This window comes from Paraburkholderia sp. BR10954, from assembly GCF_040965775.1.
GTDB classification, from domain to species: Bacteria; Pseudomonadota; Gammaproteobacteria; order Burkholderiales; family Burkholderiaceae; genus Paraburkholderia; species Paraburkholderia youngii.
Genome location: NZ_JBFRCK010000002.1, coordinates 277,422 through 294,189, shown reverse-complemented (window position 1 = coordinate 294,189; position 16,768 = coordinate 277,422). Strand labels below are relative to the sequence as shown.

General features: G+C 66.1%; 15 protein-coding genes. 12 read left to right on the top strand and 3 right to left on the bottom strand.

All coding sequences use genetic code 11. The features are described 5' to 3' along the window. The first annotated feature begins 5 nt into the window (after nucleotides 1-5). From AB4Y34_RS04090 to AB4Y34_RS04065, 6 genes are all read left to right on the top strand, one after another. Nucleotides 6-656: a paraquat-inducible protein A gene (locus AB4Y34_RS04090; RefSeq protein ID WP_176379010.1), complete on the top strand. Its 651-nt coding sequence runs from the start codon at nucleotides 6-8 to the stop codon at nucleotides 654-656. Continuing rightward, nucleotides 649-2,310, top strand: coding sequence for an intermembrane transport protein PqiB (locus AB4Y34_RS04085; protein ID WP_176379009.1), 1,662 nt, complete (start codon nucleotides 649-651; stop codon nucleotides 2,308-2,310). The genes AB4Y34_RS04090 and AB4Y34_RS04085 overlap by 8 nt, the downstream gene beginning before the upstream one ends. Further along, nucleotides 2,307-3,059, top strand: a complete 753-nt coding sequence (locus AB4Y34_RS04080) for a PqiC family protein (protein ID WP_368715306.1) — start codon at nucleotides 2,307-2,309, stop codon at nucleotides 3,057-3,059. Before AB4Y34_RS04085 ends, AB4Y34_RS04080 begins: the two co-directional genes overlap by 4 nt. Nucleotides 3,060-3,247: 188 nt before the next feature. Continuing rightward, nucleotides 3,248-4,534, top strand: coding sequence for a class I SAM-dependent RNA methyltransferase (locus AB4Y34_RS04075; protein WP_176122462.1), 1,287 nt, complete (start codon nucleotides 3,248-3,250; stop codon nucleotides 4,532-4,534). A 224-nt stretch (nucleotides 4,535-4,758) separates the two neighbouring features. Beyond that, complete coding sequence (locus tag AB4Y34_RS04070; protein ID WP_018431914.1) at nucleotides 4,759-5,142, top strand: VOC family protein; 384 nt, start codon at nucleotides 4,759-4,761, stop codon at nucleotides 5,140-5,142. Between the two features lie 38 nt (nucleotides 5,143-5,180). Continuing rightward, nucleotides 5,181-5,924 carry a helix-turn-helix transcriptional regulator gene (locus AB4Y34_RS04065; protein WP_368715305.1) on the top strand — a complete coding sequence of 248 codons (744 nt, stop codon included), beginning with the start codon at nucleotides 5,181-5,183 and terminating at the stop codon, nucleotides 5,922-5,924. A gap of 52 nt (nucleotides 5,925-5,976) precedes the next feature. Here AB4Y34_RS04065 and AB4Y34_RS04060 read toward each other — a convergent pair whose 3' ends face one another. From AB4Y34_RS04060 to AB4Y34_RS04050, 3 genes are read right to left on the bottom strand one after another with little or no spacing between them, the layout of a single operon-like run. Continuing rightward, nucleotides 5,977-7,428 carry an NAD(P)(+) transhydrogenase (Re/Si-specific) subunit beta gene (locus tag AB4Y34_RS04060; protein ID WP_176122459.1) on the bottom strand — a complete coding sequence of 484 codons (1,452 nt, stop codon included), beginning with the start codon at nucleotides 7,426-7,428 and terminating at the stop codon, nucleotides 5,977-5,979. Further along, nucleotides 7,429-7,767 carry an NAD(P) transhydrogenase subunit alpha gene (locus AB4Y34_RS04055; RefSeq protein ID WP_176109536.1) on the bottom strand — a complete coding sequence of 113 codons (339 nt, stop codon included), beginning with the start codon at nucleotides 7,765-7,767 and terminating at the stop codon, nucleotides 7,429-7,431. Between the two features lie 11 nt (nucleotides 7,768-7,778). Then, nucleotides 7,779-8,921, bottom strand: a complete 1,143-nt coding sequence (locus AB4Y34_RS04050; RefSeq protein ID WP_176109537.1) for a Re/Si-specific NAD(P)(+) transhydrogenase subunit alpha — start codon at nucleotides 8,919-8,921, stop codon at nucleotides 7,779-7,781. 282 nt (nucleotides 8,922-9,203) lie between these two features. Between AB4Y34_RS04050 and AB4Y34_RS04045 the strand changes: the two genes are divergently transcribed. The 6 genes from AB4Y34_RS04045 (at nucleotide 9,204) to gmhB (ending at nucleotide 16,751) form a co-directional block, all read left to right on the top strand. After that, the gene (locus AB4Y34_RS04045; RefSeq protein ID WP_176367915.1) at nucleotides 9,204-9,683 is read left to right on the top strand and encodes an NUDIX hydrolase; all 480 of its coding nucleotides are present in this window, start codon (nucleotides 9,204-9,206) and stop codon (nucleotides 9,681-9,683) included. 61 nt (nucleotides 9,684-9,744) lie between these two features. Next, nucleotides 9,745-11,007 (top strand): tRNA 2-thiouridine(34) synthase MnmA, encoded by a 1,263-nt coding sequence (gene mnmA, locus AB4Y34_RS04040; protein WP_368715304.1) that lies wholly within the window; start codon nucleotides 9,745-9,747, stop codon nucleotides 11,005-11,007. A gap of 263 nt (nucleotides 11,008-11,270) precedes the next feature. Continuing rightward, nucleotides 11,271-12,881, top strand: coding sequence for an FMN-binding glutamate synthase family protein (locus tag AB4Y34_RS04035; protein ID WP_368715303.1), 1,611 nt, complete (start codon nucleotides 11,271-11,273; stop codon nucleotides 12,879-12,881). A gap of 182 nt (nucleotides 12,882-13,063) precedes the next feature. Further along, entirely contained in the window at nucleotides 13,064-14,071 is a 1,008-nt protein-coding gene (gene glyQ, locus AB4Y34_RS04030) for a glycine--tRNA ligase subunit alpha (protein ID WP_368715302.1), read from the top strand. A gap of 15 nt (nucleotides 14,072-14,086) precedes the next feature. Further along, nucleotides 14,087-16,186, top strand: a complete 2,100-nt coding sequence (glyS, locus tag AB4Y34_RS04025; protein ID WP_368715301.1) for a glycine--tRNA ligase subunit beta — start codon at nucleotides 14,087-14,089, stop codon at nucleotides 16,184-16,186. Between the two features lie 10 nt (nucleotides 16,187-16,196). Next, nucleotides 16,197-16,751 (top strand): D-glycero-beta-D-manno-heptose 1,7-bisphosphate 7-phosphatase, encoded by a 555-nt coding sequence (gene gmhB / locus AB4Y34_RS04020; RefSeq protein WP_176122454.1) that lies wholly within the window; start codon nucleotides 16,197-16,199, stop codon nucleotides 16,749-16,751. Nucleotides 16,752-16,768: the final 17 nt, after the last annotated feature.

Below are 16,768 nucleotides of genomic sequence, written 5' to 3'. Positions count from 1 at the left end.
CCGCGATGAAATACGTCACCGCGAAACGCGCGGGCCTCGTGTCCTGTCACGCGTGCGGGCGCGTCGAACCGCGCATCCGTTCGATCACGCCGCAGCACTGCAGCCGCTGCGGCGCGCATCTGCATTCGCGCAACCCCGACAGCCTGATGCGCACGTGGGCGCTGCTGATCGCCGCGGCGCTGCTGTATATTCCGGCGAATCTGCTGCCGGTGATGCACACGTCATCGCTGCTCGGCTCCGAGGACGACACCATCATGAGCGGCGTCGTCTATTTCTGGACTTCGGGCGACTGGCCGCTCGCGGTGATCGTGTTCATCGCCAGCATCATGGTGCCGATGCTGAAGCTCTCGGTGCTCGTGCTGCTGACCATCACCGCGCAGCGCCGCTCGCGCTGGCGTCCGCAACAACGCGCGACGCTGTACCGGATGGTCGAGCGCATCGGCCGCTGGTCGATGCTCGACGTGTTCGTCGTCACGCTGACCGTGGCGCTCGTGCGTTTCAAATCGCTGGCCGTGATCACGGCCGGGCCCGGCGCGATTGCGTTCGGCTCGGTCGTGATCCTGACGATGCTGGCTTCCATGCAATTCGATCCACGCCTCATCTGGGACCCCGTGGAAAGCAGTACCCCAACACCTCAGGATCTCGACCATGACTAGCCCGCAAGGACCGACGCCCGCTTCAGGTGACGCGCCGCGCAACGATTCGAACGGACCAGGACTGCCACCCCAACTGCCCGACCCCGACATCGAACCACGCAGCCGCTGGCTGCCATCGCTCGTCTGGGTGATTCCGCTGATCGCCGCGCTGATCGGCATCGCGCTCGTGGTCAGGTCGGTGACCGAGCGCGGGCCCGTGATCACGATCAGCTTCATCAGCGCGGAAGGGCTCGAGCCGGGCAAGACCCAGGTCAAGTACAAGGACGTCGCCATCGGTTCAGTGAAGACCATCACGCTGGCGCCCGATCTGTCGCACGTGCTCGTGCAGGTGCAGCTCACTAAGGAAGGCGGCAAGTTCGCGGTCAAGGACTCGCGTTTCTGGGTGGTGCGTCCGCGCGTCGGCGCGAGCGGCGTGTCGGGTCTGACCACGCTGCTGTCGGGCGCGTATATCGGCGCCGACGCGGGCCGCTCGAGCGACAGCGAGAGCGACTTTGTCGGCCTCGAAACGCCGCCGCCCATCACCGGCGACCAGAAAGGCCATCAGTACACGCTGCATGGCGAGTCGCTCGGCTCGATCGACATCGGCTCGCCGATCTTCTACCGGCGCGTGCAGGTCGGCCAGGTGGTGGGCTTCTCGCTCGACAAGAGCGGCACCGGCGTGACGATGCAGGTATTCGTGTCGGCGCCGTTCGACCAGTACGTTGGCACCAACACCCGCTGGTGGCATGCGAGCGGCGTCGATCTGCGGCTCGATTCGAGCGGTTTCAAGCTGAACACGCAGTCGCTCGCGACGGTGATCGTCGGCGGTCTGTCGTTCCAGTCGCCGCCCGGCCAGAACATGGGCCCGCAGGCGCCGAACAACCAGACGTTCCGCCTCGCTTCGGACGAAGCGGACGCGATGCGGGAACCGGACGGCGTCCCGCTGCGTGTCGTGATGAACTTCAACCAGTCGCTGCGCGGGCTGTCGATCGGCGCGCCGGTCGACTTCCGCGGCATTGTGCTCGGCCAGGTGACCAATATCGGCATCGACTACGATCCGAAAACGCAGAGCTTCACGATGCCGGTCACGATGAACCTGTACCCGGACCGACTCGGCAAGCGCTTCCGCGAGAGCGCGCCGCAGCCGGGCACGCTCGCTGGCGAGAACATGCTGCAGGAGCTCGTCGGGCACGGCCTGCGCGGCCAGCTGCGCACCGGCAACCTGATCACGAGCCAGCTATATGTGGCGCTCGATATCTTCCCGAAAGCGGCGCCGGCCAAGGTCGACGTGACGAAGGATCCGCTCGAGCTGCCGACCATTCCGAACACGCTCGACGAATTGCAGCTGCAGGTCGCCGACATCGCGAAGAAGCTCGACAAGGTGCCGTTCGACCAGATCGGCGCGAACCTGAACACCGCGCTGAAGAACGCCGATCAGCTGTTCTCGCGTCTCGACAAGGAAGTCGTGCCGCAGGCGCGCGATACGCTGAGCGCCGCGAAGCAGACTTTCAATTCGGCCCAGGCAACCTTGCAGCAGGATTCGCCGATGCAGTCCGACGTTCATCAGGCGTTGCAGGAACTGACGCGCACCTTGCAGTCGCTGAATGCGCTGTCGGATTACCTCGAGCGTCATCCCGAATCGTTGTTGCGCGGTAAATCAGGAGATAAACCATGATGTTTGCCCGGCTCCCCCGTCCGCGGCGCGCGCTCGTGCGCGGTGCCGTACGCGGCGTCGTCGTGTATGGCGCCGCACTGGCCGCGGCGCTCGCGATCGCGGCGTGCTCGTCGCCGTCGAGCCGTTTCTATACGCTGGGCGGCGCGGATAGCGCGGGCGCCGCCGCGCGCACGGGCGCCGCGCCCGCGTGGCTGATCGAAGTCGCGCCGGTCAACGTGCCGCCGCAGGTGGCGAGAAACCAGCTGGTCGTGCAGACCGGGCCGACTCAGGTGCAGCTGCTCGAACAGGAACGCTGGGCCTCGCTGCCCGGCGATGAGATCCGCCGCGCGCTGTCGACGAATCTGACGCAGCAGCTCGGCACCATCGATACGTTCGGCACCGCGCACCCCGATGACGCGGCCGTCTACCGGATCGCGATGAACGTGCAGCGCTTCGAGTCGTGGCCCGGCTCGCATGCGTTGATCGATGCGGTGTGGAGCGTGCGGGCCGTGCGCAGCAATGCGGTGATGACGTGTCGCAGCGTGGTCAGCGAGACGGTCGGAGGCGGGTACGACGCGCTCGTCGACGGACATCGGCGCGCGCTCGCGCAAGTGTCGACGCAGATCGCGACGGGCGTGCGCGCGATGGCGGCAGCGGCCGCCACTACCACGAGCACGACGGGCCGGACTTCGTCTTCGTCCAGGGCGGCCGCGGCGCCGGTCGTGCCGCCCTGCCCTTCCGCGCGAACGGCCGCGGAAGCCGGCGCCTGACAGGCCCGGCGGCGCAACCAGCTCAACGGCGTCCGCATGCCTGTGGGCATCGCCGGGTCGGGCGGTCCGCGAGGCGAGATCACGCAACGACAAGCGACACAAACGACGGCCCGGCGCGCCAATCGCGCCGGCCCGCCGAGCCCGACCGCGTACAATAGCGCCTTATCCAACGCCTTGCGGCAACCTCAATGTCCTTCGATTTCTTCCTTCCTTGCCCGCGCGGGCTCGAAGCTCCGCTCGCGGCCGAACTCGCCGAAATTGCCGCCAAACATCTAAACGGCGCCCCGTTCACGGCCGGCGCCCAGGTGCCGGGCGGCGTGCATTTTCGCGGCGGCTGGGCCGCCGGCATGGCTGCCAATCTGCACTCGCGTCTGGCGAGCCGCGTGCTGCTGAAAATCGCGCAGCGGCCCTATCGCAGCGAGCAGGATATCTACGCGCTCGCGCTCGAGCAGCGCTGGGAGCAGTGGTTCTCCGCGCACGAGACGCTGCGCGTCGACGTCACCGCGATCAAGTCGCCGCTGCGCAGTCTCGAGTTCACCACGCTGCGCGTGAAGGACGCGATCTGCGATCGTCTGCGCGAAAAAAGTGGCGCGCGACCGAGCATCGATACCGCGATGCCCGACGTGCGCGTGTTCGCATTCCTGACCGCGACCGACTGCACGCTGTACCTCGACACGTCCGGCGATCCGCTGTTCAAGCGCGGCTGGCGTCTCGACAAGGGCGCGGCGCCGCTGCGCGAGAACCTTGCGGCGGGCATTCTGCGTCTGACCGGCTGGCAGGCCGGCACGCCGCTCTACGATCCGATGTGCGGCAGCGGCACGTTCCTCGCGGAAGCGGCGCAGGTCGCGCTGGACATCGCGCCGGGCGTGCAGCGGCGCTTCGGCTTCGAAAAGCTCATCCAGTTCGATACGCGGACCTGGCAAACGCTGCGGGGCGCCGCGCTCGAAGCGAAGAACGCGGCGCGCGGCTCGCGCGGCGCGGATCTGCAGATCTTCGGCAGCGACATCTCCGGCGACATGCTCGAAAAAGCGCGCGCGAACTTCGAGCGCGCCGGCTTGCCGGCCATTGCGCTCAAGCAGCTCGACGCGCGCGACATGACGCCGCCTACCTCGGCGCCGGGCATCCTCGTCGCGAATCCGCCGTATGGCGAGCGGATCGAAGTGCGCGGCCGCAATGCGCGCGGCGAGCTTCGCGAAGGCCGCGGCAATCGCGACGACGACGGCTTCCGCCGCATTCAGGAAGAAGCGCCGGACAGTGAGTTTTTCCAGTTGCTCGGCAATGCGTTGAAGCAGCGCTTTGCCGGATGGCACGCGTTCATCCTGACGTCGGATCGCAAGCTGCCGGGGCAACTGCGGCTGCGCGAATCGACGAAGACGCCGCTCTTCAATGGCGCACTCGAATGCCGGCTGTTCCGCTTCGACCTGATCGCCGGCAGCGTGCGGCAGCGCCCGCAGGGCGATACGCAGGCGGGTTGAGACTGCGTCGGTCGGGCAAGTCGACATCGAAACCGCGGACCTCGTGCCGCGGTTTTTTTTTTGCGCCACGTCACGCTGCTTCCCTTCCTCCGCAAGCGCGCGCCCGAAGAGCAGGCTACCCGTTCCCCACCCTACTGCCACCACGCTGTCAGCAGCACCCCCGCACACTCCTTCTCACGCCATCCGGCGCTTGAACGGCCTACTGCCAATCGAAGGAGAGTGTCATGTCCGCATTGCCCAAAGTGGTTGCCTGGTTCGAAATCCCGTCCGTCGATTTCGATCGCGCGGTGCGCTTTTACGAAGCCGCGCTCGACGCCCCGCTGAACCGTCAGGAGATCGGCGGCCAGCCGATTGCCGTGTTCAGCTACGAGGAGCCCGCGACCGGCGGCGCGATCGTCCATAGTCCGTCGATGACGCCGGCCGCCGACGGCGTCACCGTCTACCTGAACGCGCAGCCCACCGTCGACGCCGCGCTCGAGCGCATCGAACGGGCGGGCGGCAAGACCGACGGCCCGGTAATCAAGTTGCCGCAGGACATCGGCTATATCGCGTTCTTCACCGATACCGAAGGCAACCGCCTCGGGCTGCATTCGCGCACCAACGGCTAAGCGCATCCGCAGCCACCGCGCCCCAACCGAAGGCCGCCATGCGGCGCTATCATCGCGGGACCGTCCCCTTCCTCCTCTACCCGACGCCCACGATGACGCGCCGCGCCGACCGCCTGTTCCAGATCGCCGAACTGCTGCGCGGCCGGCGCCTGACCACCGCGCAGCAACTGGCCGACTGGCTGAACATCTCGCTGCGCACCGTCTATCGCGACGTGCGCGATCTGCAATTGTCGGGGGTGCCGATCGAAGGCGAAGCAGGCATCGGTTATCGGCTGTCGCGCTCGGCGAGTCTGCCGCCGCTCACCTTCACCGCCGACGAACTCGCCGCGTTAGCCGCCGGCGCGCGCATGCTCGAATCGTGGGGCGGCGCGGGCTTCGCGAGCGGCGCGCGCGGCGCGCTAGCCAAGATCGCATCGGCGATGCCCGCCGACAAGCGCGCAGCGCTCGAACGGCTCGCGATCTTCGCGCCGTCGTTTCACATCAAGGGGGACTTTTCGACACAGCTCGACACGCTGCATCGCGCGATCGACACGCGCCAAGTGGTGCGCTTCGCGTACACCGACGCGAACGGCGCCGACACCGAGCGTCGCGTGTGGCCGCTCGCGCTCGCGTACTGGGGCGCGCGCTGGACGCTCGGCGCATGGTGCGAGCTGCGCAGCGATTTCCGCAACTTCGGACTGGAGAAGATGCGCGATCTCACCGTGCTCGAGACGTATCCGGATCAGGAAGGCAGGCGGCTCGCGGATTTGCTGCGGCATGTGAACGCGAGGCCGAACAGATGAAAAGGATCGCGGCGATGCACCGCAATCCTGACGGCTGCTCACCACAGACGATCTAGTCGACCGCCTTCACCATATCCTCGATCACCTTCTTCGCGTCGCCGAACACCATCATCGTCTTGTCCATGTAGAACAGGTCGTTGTCGAGCCCGGCGTAGCCCGCCGCCATCGAGCGCTTGTTCACGATCACGGTGCGCGCCTTGTACGCCTCGATGATCGGCATGCCCGCGATCGGCGACTTCGGATCGTTCTTCGCGGCCGGATTCACCACGTCGTTCGCGCCGAGCACGAGCACCACGTCGACCTGGCCGAACTCGCCGTTGATATCGTCCATCTCGTAGACCATGTCGTACGGCACTTCAGCTTCGGCGAGCAGCACGTTCATGTGACCCGGCATGCGGCCGGCCACCGGGTGAATCGCATACTTCACTTCGATGCCCTTCTCGACCAGCTTGTCGGTCAGCTCCTTCAGCGCATGCTGTGCGCGCGCCACGGCGAGCCCGTAGCCCGGCACGATCACGACGGTCTCGGCATTGCCCATCATGAACGACGCGTCATCGGCCGAACCCGATTTCACCGGACGCTGCTCCGCCGCGCCGCCCGCGGCCGCGCCCGGCTCGTTGCCGAAGCCGCCGAGGATCACGTTGAAGAACGAGCGGTTCATCGCGCGGCACATGATGTACGACAGGATCGCACCCGACGAGCCGACCAGCGAGCCGGCGATGATCAGCATCGGATTGTTCAGCGAAAAGCCGATGCCCGCCGCCGCCCAGCCCGAGTACGAGTTCAGCATCGACACCACCACCGGCATGTCCGCGCCGCCGATCGGAATGATGATCAGCACGCCGAGCACGAACGCGATGATCGTCATGATGATGAACGGTAGCCACGACTGCGTGAGGAAGAACAGCACGCCGAAGCCGAGCATGGCGAGCGCGAGCATCAGGTTGATCAGATGCTGGCCGCCGTAGACGACCGGCGCACCCTGAAACAGCCGGAACTTGTACTTGCCCGACAGCTTGCCGAAGGCGATTACCGAGCCGCTAAACGTAATCGCGCCGACGAAGGTGCCGATGAACAGCTCGATGCGGTTGCCGTACGGCAGGAAGCCCTCGATCGGCACCTCGGGATCGACGAGCCCGAACGCGGCCGGCTCCGACACGACCCCGTACGCGATGCACACGGCCGCGAGACCGATCAGCGAGTGCATCGCCGCGACCAGTTCGGGCATCTTGGTCATCTCGACGCGCGCGGCGACGAACGCGCCGATCGCGCCGCCGATCACGAGCCCGAACAGCAGCAGGCCGAGCCCGAGACCGAGATTGGAGCCGAGTACTTCGGCCTGCCGCGAGATCAGCGCAATGGTGGTCAGAATCGCGATCGCCATACCGACCATGCCGAAGGTATTGCCAGCGCGCGCGCTCTTCGGATTCGACAGCCCCTTGAGCGCCTGGATGAAGCAGACCGACGCGACCAGATACAGCAATGTGACGACGTTCAGGCTCATTTACGCACCCTCCCTGCCACCAGCCTGGTGTTTGGATTCCAGCTTCTTCGGCTCTTTTTTCTTGAACATCTCCAGCATTCGCCGCGTGACCAGAAAGCCGCCGAACACGTTGACGGCCGCGAGCGCCACCGCGATCGTGCCGAAGAACTTGCCCGCACTGCCCACCGTGAGACCCGCCGCGAGCATCGCGCCGACGATCACGATCGCCGAGATCGCGTTGGTCACCGCCATCAGAGGCGTATGCAGCGCGGGCGTGACGTTCCAGACCACGTGGTAGCCGACGTAGATCGCCAGCACGAAGATGATCAGGTTGATCACCGTGTGATTGAGGACTTCCATCTTCGGTCTCCCTATGCTTTGCGTGTGACCTGGCCATCGCGGGCCAGCAGCGTGGCCGCGACGATATCGTCCGCGAGATCGATGTTTAGCAGGCCTTCCTTCGTGACGATCAGCTTCAGGAAGTCGAGCAGGTTGCGCGCGTATAGCGACGATGCGTCGGCGGGCACCATCGCGGCGAGATTCGTATAGCCGACGATCTGCACGCCATAGCGCACCACCACCTGGTCCGTTTCGGTCAGCGGACAATTGCCGCCGCGCCGGCCGTCGATTTCGGGGCCGCGTCCTGCCGCGAGGTCGACGAGCACGGAGCCCGGTTTCATCGCCTGCACGGTTTCGACCGACAGCAGCGTCGGCGCGGGGCGGCCCGGAATCAGCGCGGTGGAGATCACCACGTCGGCCTGCTTCGCGCGCTCGTGGACCAAAGCCGACTGGCGCGCGAGCCACGACGGCGGCATCGGTCTCGCATAGCCGCCGACACCCTGTGCGGCCTCGCGCTCCTCGTCGGTTTCGTAGGGCACGTCGAGAAATTTCGCGCCGAGCGATTCGATCTGCTCCTTGACGGCCGGGCGCACGTCGGAAGCTTCGATCACCGCGCCAAGGCGCTTCGCGGTCGCGATCGCCTGCAGGCCGGCCACGCCCGCGCCGAGAATCAGCACGCGCGCCGCCTTCACGGTGCCGGCCGCGGTCATCAGCATCGGCATGAAGCGCGGATACAGCGTCGCCGCGAGCAGTACCGCCTTGTAACCGGCGATATTCGCCTGCGACGACAGCACGTCGAGGCTCTGCGCGCGCGTGGTGCGCGGCGCGGCTTCGAGCGCGAACGCGGTGACGCCGGCCGCGGCGAGTTTGCCCGCGTTCTCGGCGTTGAACGGGTCGAGCATGCCGACGAGCGTCGCGCCGCGCTTGAGCAGCGGTAGTTCGGAATCGGTGGGGGACTGGACTTTGAGGACGAGATCGGCGCCGAACGCGGTGGCGGCATCGACGATTTCCGCGCCCACTGCCGTATAGGCGTCATCGGGAAAGCTCGCGCCGGCACCGGCGCCGCTTTGAAGCGTGACCCGGTGGCCTTGCGCCACGTATTTCTTGACCGTTTCGGGCGTCGCGGCAACGCGGGTTTCATGCGCGCGCGTTTCGGCTGGCACTCCGATGTGCATCGTTGTTCCTCCTCGACTTCCTGTTTGACGACAGATCTGCCGACGAGGCTCGCCGGCTTGCACATGCAACGGCTAACGCAGGCCCCACTTTAACCGAAACCGTCACGCCGCCAAAATCGGGGTCGATGCGAATGCGCGGCAGACCGCCAAACTGTTGCGAATCGGTCGCGAACGTGCTGCGAACCCGCCGCGAACCGGCCGTCAGCTTACGCCGGCCGTTGCCCGGCAGGGGTCGGTGCGGCGCCCGGCAGCCGGCGCGCATAACCGGTAAAATGCGCACCCATGAAACCGGAAACCTGGCTGCCGCACGTGACCGTCGCGGCGATCGTCGAGCGTGACGGGCGCTTCCTGCTGGTCGAGGAACACACCGCCGCCGGCCTGCGCCTGAACCAGCCCGCCGGCCATCTCGAGGCGGGCGAAACGCTGCTGGAAGCGGTGGTCCGCGAAACGTTCGAGGAAACCGCCCATCCGTTTGCACCCGAGGCGCTCGTCGGCATGTACATGACCCACTTCGAGCGGCCGGACCGGGCGGGCACCACGTACCTGCGTTTCACCTATTGCGGCGCGGGCGGCGAGCCGGACCCGGCGAGTTCGCTCGATCCCGACATCGTCCGCACGCTGTGGATGAGCGCCGATGAGTTGCGCGAATGCCCCGAGCGGCATCGCACCCCGCTCGTGATGCGGTGCATCGACGATTACCTGGCCGGCCGGCGTTTCCCGCTCGACTTCGTCCATACCCATTCGGTCGGGCCGAAGCGATAAGGCCGTCACGAGCGGCCCCCCAAAAGATCCATGCAGTCATGCAGCACCCAGTGAGTACCTTATGAGCAAGCGGAAAGTCGTAGTAGGCATGTCGGGCGGCGTCGATTCGTCGGTTACCGCGTGGCTGCTGAAGGAACAGGGCTACGACGTGGTCGGCCTGTTCATGAAGAACTGGGAAGACGACGACGACAGCGAATACTGCTCGACGCGCCAGGACTGGATCGACGTGGTGTCGGTCGCGGACCTGATCGGCATCGACGTCGAGGCGGTCAACTTCGCGGCCGAATATAAAGACCGTGTGTTCGCCGAATTCCTGCGCGAATATTCGGCCGGCCGCACGCCGAACCCGGACGTGCTGTGCAACGCCGAAATCAAGTTCAAGGCCTTTCTCGATCACGCGATGTCGCTCGGCGCGGAAACCATCGCGACCGGCCACTATGCGCGCGTGCGCCAGAACCACGAGCGCGACGGCCGCTTCGAGCTGCTGAAGGCGCTCGATCATACGAAGGACCAGTCGTACTTCCTGCATCGGCTGAACCAGGCGCAGTTGTCGAAGACGCTGTTCCCGCTCGGCGAAATTCCCAAGACCAAAGTGCGCGAGATCGCCGCGCAGATCGGCTTGCCGAATGCGAAAAAGAAAGATTCGACCGGCATCTGCTTCATCGGCGAGCGGCCGTTCCGCGACTTCCTGAACCGCTATCTGCCGACCAGGCCGGGTCCGATGAAGACCACCGACGGCAAGCTCGTCGGCGAGCACATCGGCCTCGCGTTCTACACGTTCGGCCAGCGCAAGGGCATCGGTCTCGGCGGCAGCAAGGACGGCAGCGGCGAGCCGTGGTTCGCCGCGGGCAAGGATATTCCGAGCAATACGCTGTACGTCGCGCAGGGGCACGATCATCCGTGGCTGCTGTGCCATACGCTCTCGGCGGGCAACACGAGCTGGGTCGCGGGCGAGCCGCCGGCCGACGGCTTCGCGTGCGGCGCGAAGACGCGCTACCGGCAGGCCGATGCGGCATGCACGTTCAACGCCGCGGCGGCAGGCGGTTCGAGCGAAGGCCTGTTCGAGCTGACCTTCGACGCCGCGCAATGGGCCGTCACGCCGGGACAATCGGCGGTGCTGTACGACGGCGACGTGTGCCTCGGCGGCGGCATCATCGAACGCGCGATGACCGGGCAACCGGCCGAGCTGCCGCCGGATCAGACGCCGAAGCAAACTCGCGCGCAGCGTCGCAAGCAGGCGCATAAGCCGAAGCAGCCGCAACGCGCATCGCAGGACGAGCCGCAGACCCCGCGGCAAAAAGCGGCGTTGCTCGGCGCGCGTTGAGCGATGTATAACGGCGCGCGCGGTGGGTCACACCACTCCGACACACTCGCGCCGTTCATCTTGTTCCCCCCGCCTGGCGCGGTCACACTCGCTTCACCTTCGCGTGCGACGCCTGGCTTCCATTCGCAGGCCTCATCTTCGGGCTTCGACCGTCCACGCCGCGCCGTGACCCGCAGCCGCCAGTTTTCCTTCGCGGCGGGTACCGCCCGCGCCCCTCGCGCGGACGATCCCGCCGCAATGATCTTCACTGCACTGGAGTCCCCATGTTTTCTCGACGCTATCTGGCCATCTGGTGCGCAATCGCGCTCGCCGCGGTATGTGCCGCGCTCGCCACGACGCATCGCCTGTCGTGGTTCTGGATCATCGTGCCGGCCGCGCTCGTCGCGCTCGGCGTGTTCGACCTGACGCAACAGCGCCACGCGATCCTCCGCAACTACCCGCTGTGGGGCCACCTGCGCTTCATTTTCGAATTCATCCGGCCGGAGATCCGCCAGTATTTCGTCGAAGACGATACCGACGAAAAGCCGTTCTCGCGCGCGCAACGCAGCATCGTCTACCAGCGCGCGAAGAACGATGTGGATAGCCGCCCGTACGGCACCGAGCTCGACGTGAAGGCGGTCGCGCACGAATGGATCAGCCACTCGCTCGCGCCGACCAGGCTCGATGGTCACGACTTTCGCATCGTCGTCGGCCCCGATCGCGCGCAGCCGTATTCGATGTCGATCTTCAACGTATCGGCGATGAGCTTCGGCTCACTGTCGGCCAACGCGATCATGGCGCTGAACCTCGGCGCGAAGAAAGGCAACTTCGCGCACGACACCGGCGAAGGCTCGATGTCGAAATATCACCGCGAACATGGCGGCGACATCATCTGGGAAATCGCATCCGGTTATTTTGGGTGTCGTAACGACGACGGCACCTTCAACGCCGAAAAATTCGCGAAGCAGGCCGCCGAGCCGCAGGTGAAGATGATCGAAGTGAAGCTGTCGCAAGGCGCGAAGCCGGGTCACGGCGGCGTGCTGCCGGCCGCGAAGATCACGCCCGAAATCGCCGAGACGCGCGGCGTGCCGATGGGCCGCGACTGCATCTCGCCGGCGACGCACTCCGAGTTCTCGACGCCGCGCGAGCTGCTCGAATTCGTCGAGCGCCTGCGCACGCTGTCGGGCGGCAAGCCGACCGGCTTCAAGCTGTGCATCGGGCATCCGTGGGAATTCTTCGGGATCGCGAAGGCGATGCTGGAAACGGGCATCCTGCCGGACTTCATCGTCGTCGATGGCGCGGAAGGCGGCACCGGCGCGGCGCCGCTCGAATTCACCGATCACGTCGGCGTGCCGTTGCAGGAAGGGCTGCTGCTCGTGCACAACACGCTGGTCGGCATCGGCCTGCGGCAGCGCATCCGCATCGGCGCGAGCGGCAAGATGATCACCGCGTTCGATATCGCGAAGACGCTCGCGATCGGCGCCGACTGGGTCAACGCGGCGCGCGGCTTCATGTTCGCGGTCGGCTGCATCCAGGCGCAGACCTGCCATACCGGCCGCTGCCCGACCGGCGTCGCGACCCAGGACCCGGTGCGCCAGCGCGCGTTGGTGGTGCCGGACAAGGCCGATCGCGTGTTCAACTTCCACCACAACACGCTACATGCGTTGCGGGAAATCATCCAGGCCGCCGGGCTGCGGCATCCGGCGGAGCTGCGCGCGCATCACATCGTGCGGCGCGTGTCGTCGCATGAGGTGCGGTTGATGTCGGAGCTCCTCAAGTACCTCGAACCGAATGACCTGCTGAATGGCAACTTTCGCTATACGCTGTTCGAGAAGTACTGGCCGATCGCGCAAAGCGATTCGTTCTCGCCGAAGGCGGAGCTGGCGGCTTGCTGAGTGCGCGCGGACCCTTGCCACGCCGCCTGTCGCCCAAAAGCCGCATCGCGGCCCGTCCGCCCTCGTAAAACGGGCCGCCCCCCTTCCTTTCCGTTAAAATCTCGGGTTTAGCACTTTGCTCCACGGCCCGCTCGCGCGCTTAGGCGCACGCGGCACGGCCCCCCATGCCCGAAAGGCACTTCATGCTCACGTTTCAGCAAATCATCCTGACCTTGCAGTCCTACTGGGACAAGCAGGGCTGCGCGTTGCTCCAGCCGATCGACATGGAAGTCGGCGCGGGCACGTCCCACGTCCATACGTTTCTGCGCGCGATCGGCCCCGAGCCGTGGCGCGCCGCCTACGTGCAACCGTCGCGCCGCCCGAAAGACGGCCGCTACGGCGAGAACCCGAACCGTCTGCAGCACTACTACCAGTACCAGGTGGTGCTCAAGCCCGCGCCGGAAAACATTCTCGACCTGTACCTCGGCTCGCTCGAAGCGCTCGGCTTCGACCTGAAGCAGAACGACGTGCGTTTCGTCGAGGACGACTGGGAAAATCCGACGCTCGGCGCGTGGGGTCTCGGCTGGGAAGTGTGGCTGAACGGCATGGAAGTGACGCAGTTCACGTACTTCCAGCAGGTCGGCGGTCTCGACTGCAAGCCGGTGCTCGGCGAAATCACCTACGGTCTCGAACGCCTCGCGATGTATCTGCAGAAGGTCGAGAACGTCTACGACCTCGTCTGGACCGAGTGGGAAGAGCAAGGCCCGAACGGCCCCGAACTGCGCCGCCTGACCTATGGCGACGTGTATCACCAGAACGAGGTCGAGCAGTCCACCTACAACTTCGAGCACGCGAACGTCGATCTGCTGTTCACGTTCTTCAACAGCTACGAAGCGGAAGCGAAGCGCATGATCGATGCGCAGATCGCGCTGCCCGCCTATGAACTCGTGCTGAAGGCCGGCCACACGTTCAACCTGCTCGACGCGCGCGGCGCGATTTCGGTCACGGAGCGCGCGGCGTACATCGGCAGGATTCGCGCGCTGTCGCGTCTGGTCGCGCAGGCCTACTACGACTCGCGCGAAAAGCTGGGCTTCCCGATGCTCGGCAATCCGGTGCATGGCGTGCCCGGCCTCACCACCGACGAGCAGGACGCCGCGATGCCCGCGTGGGTGCCGCCGCTGAAAGTCGAACGCAAGATCGACCAGGACTGACGAGAACTTCAACCAATGACTCAATCTCAACACGCTACCCTGCTCGTCGAGCTGCTTACCGAAGAACTGCCGCCGAAGGCGCTCGCGCGTCTCGGCGACGCCTTCGCCGAGGGCATTGCGCAGCGCCTCGCGGCGCGCGACCTGATCGAAGGCGAACCGTCGTTCGAACGCTTTGCCACGCCGCGCCGTCTCGCGGTGACGATTCACAACGTGCGCGCGGTCGCGCCGGAAAAACACGTGCGCGAAAAAGTGCTGCCGGTTTCCGTCGCGCTCGATAAAGACGGCCAGCCCACCGCGCCGCTCGCGAAGAAGCTCGCCGCGCTCGGCTTCCCCGACTTCACGGTGAACGACCTCGAACGCGCACAGGACGGTAAAGCCGAAGCGTTCTTCCTGCGCTACGCCGCGCCGGGCGCGACGCTCGCCGACGGCCTGCAAGCCGCGCTCGACGAAACGCTCGGCAAGCTGCCGATTCCGAAGGTGATGACCTATCAGCGCCCGGACGGGTCGAGCGTGCAGTTCGTGCGCCCGGTGCATCGTCTAACCGTGCTGCATGGCGAAGAAATCGTGCCGATCAGCGCGCTCGGCATCGACGCCGACGACACCACCCTCGGCCACCGCTTCCTGTCCGAAGGCTTCGTGCAGATCCAGCACGCGCAGGCCTATGCCGAAACGCTCGAACACCGGGGCCGCGTAATCGCGAGCTTCGCCAGGCGCAAGGAAGCGATCCGCTCGCAACTGCTCGCGCATGCCGGCGAAGACAAGGTCGTGATGCCCGAGGCGCTGCTCGACGAAGTGACGTCGCTGGTCGAATGGCCGGTCGTCTATGAGTGCCGCTTCGAGGACGAATTCCTGCAGGTACCGCAGGAATGCCTGATCCTGACGATGCAGACCAACCAGAAATACTTCGCCCTGACCGATGCGAACGGCAAGCTGCGCTCGCGCTTCCTGATCGTGTCGAACATCGAGACGGCGACGCCGGTCGAGATCGTCGAAGGCAATGAGCGCGTGGTGCGTCCGCGTCTCGCCGACGCGAAGTTCTTCTTCACGCAGGACATGAAGAAGCCGCTCGTGGATCGCGTGCCGCTGCTCGCGAACGTCGTTTATCACAACAAGCTCGGCTCGGCGCTGCAACGCGTGGAGCGGCTCGAAGGGCTGGCCGGCGCGATCGCCGCAATGACCGGCGCCGACGTCGCGCGCGCGACCCGCGCCGCGCGCCTCGCGAAGGCCGACTTGATCACCGACATGGTCGGTGAATTCCCCGAGCTGCAAGGCACGATGGGCACGTACTACGCGCGCCACGATGGCGAGGCGGAAGAAGTCGCGCTCGCATGCTCGGAACACTATCAGCCGCGCTTCTCGGGCGACGCGTTGCCAAGCACCGCGACCGGCACCGTCGTCGCGCTCGCCGACAAGCTCGAAACGCTGGTCGGCATCTGGGGCATCGGCTTGCAGCCCACCGGCGAGAAAGACCCGTTCGCGCTGCGCCGTCATGCGCTCGGCGTGCTGCGCATCCTGATCGAGAAGCAGTTGAACGTCGACTTCGGCGATCTGCTGCGCATCACTTATGCGCAATTCGCCGGCATGCCGAACGTCGCCGATTCCACCGAAGCGATCTACGAGTTCAGCATGGACCGCCTGCGCGGGCTGCTGCGCGAACGCGGCTACGCGGCCGGCGAAATCGACGCGGTGCTCGCGCTGAACCCGACGCGGCTCGACGACGTCGTCGCGCGCCTCGACGCGGTGCGCGAATTCGCGTCGCTGGCCGAAGCGGCGTCGCTGGCGGCGGCCAACAAGCGGATCTCGAACATCCTGAAGAAGTCGGAAGGCGTGACGAACGGCGGCGTGCAGCCCGGCTTGCTCACCGAAGCAGCGGAGAAGGCGCTCAACGAGCAGCTCGAACAGGTGACGCCGCGCGTGCAATCGCAACTGGCCGTGCGCGACTACACCGGCGCGCTGACGGCACTGGCCGCGCTGCGCGAGCCGGTCGACACGTTCTTCAACGACGTGATGGTCAACGCGGAAGACCCGGCGTTGCGCGCGAACCGTCTGGCTCTGCTCGGCGCGCTGCATCAGCAGATGAACTGCGTCGCCGATATTTCCCGACTCGCCGCCTGAGCACCGCGCCATGCCGATCAAGAAAGTGGTGATCCTCGACCGCGACGGCGTGATCAACGTAGACTCCGACGCGTTCATCAAGTCGCCGGACGAATGGGTTGCGCTGCCCGGCGCGCTGGAAGCGATCGCACGTCTGAACCAGGCGGGCTATCGCGTCGCGATCGCGACGAACCAGTCGGGCATCGGCCGCGGTCTGTTCGACATGGACGCGTTGAACGCGATGCATCTGAAGATGCACCGCATGGCGGCAGCGGTCGGCGCCCGCATCGAAGCGGTGTTCTTCTGCCCGCATACGGCGGAAGATCACTGCGAATGCCGCAAGCCGAAGCCCGGCATGCTGAAGATGATCGCCGAGCGTTTCGAGGTCGATCCGGCGCATACGCCGACGGTCGGCGATTCGCTGCGCGATCTGCAAGCGGGCGCGGCGCTCGGTCACCCGATCCACCTCGTGCTGACCGGCAAGGGCCGCAAGACCCTCGCCGCGGGCGGCTTGCCCGAAGGCACGATCGTGCACGACGACCTGCGCGCGTTCGCGCTCGACTTTCTCGCCGACGCGCAGGAATAAACGCGCACCGCGCGCTC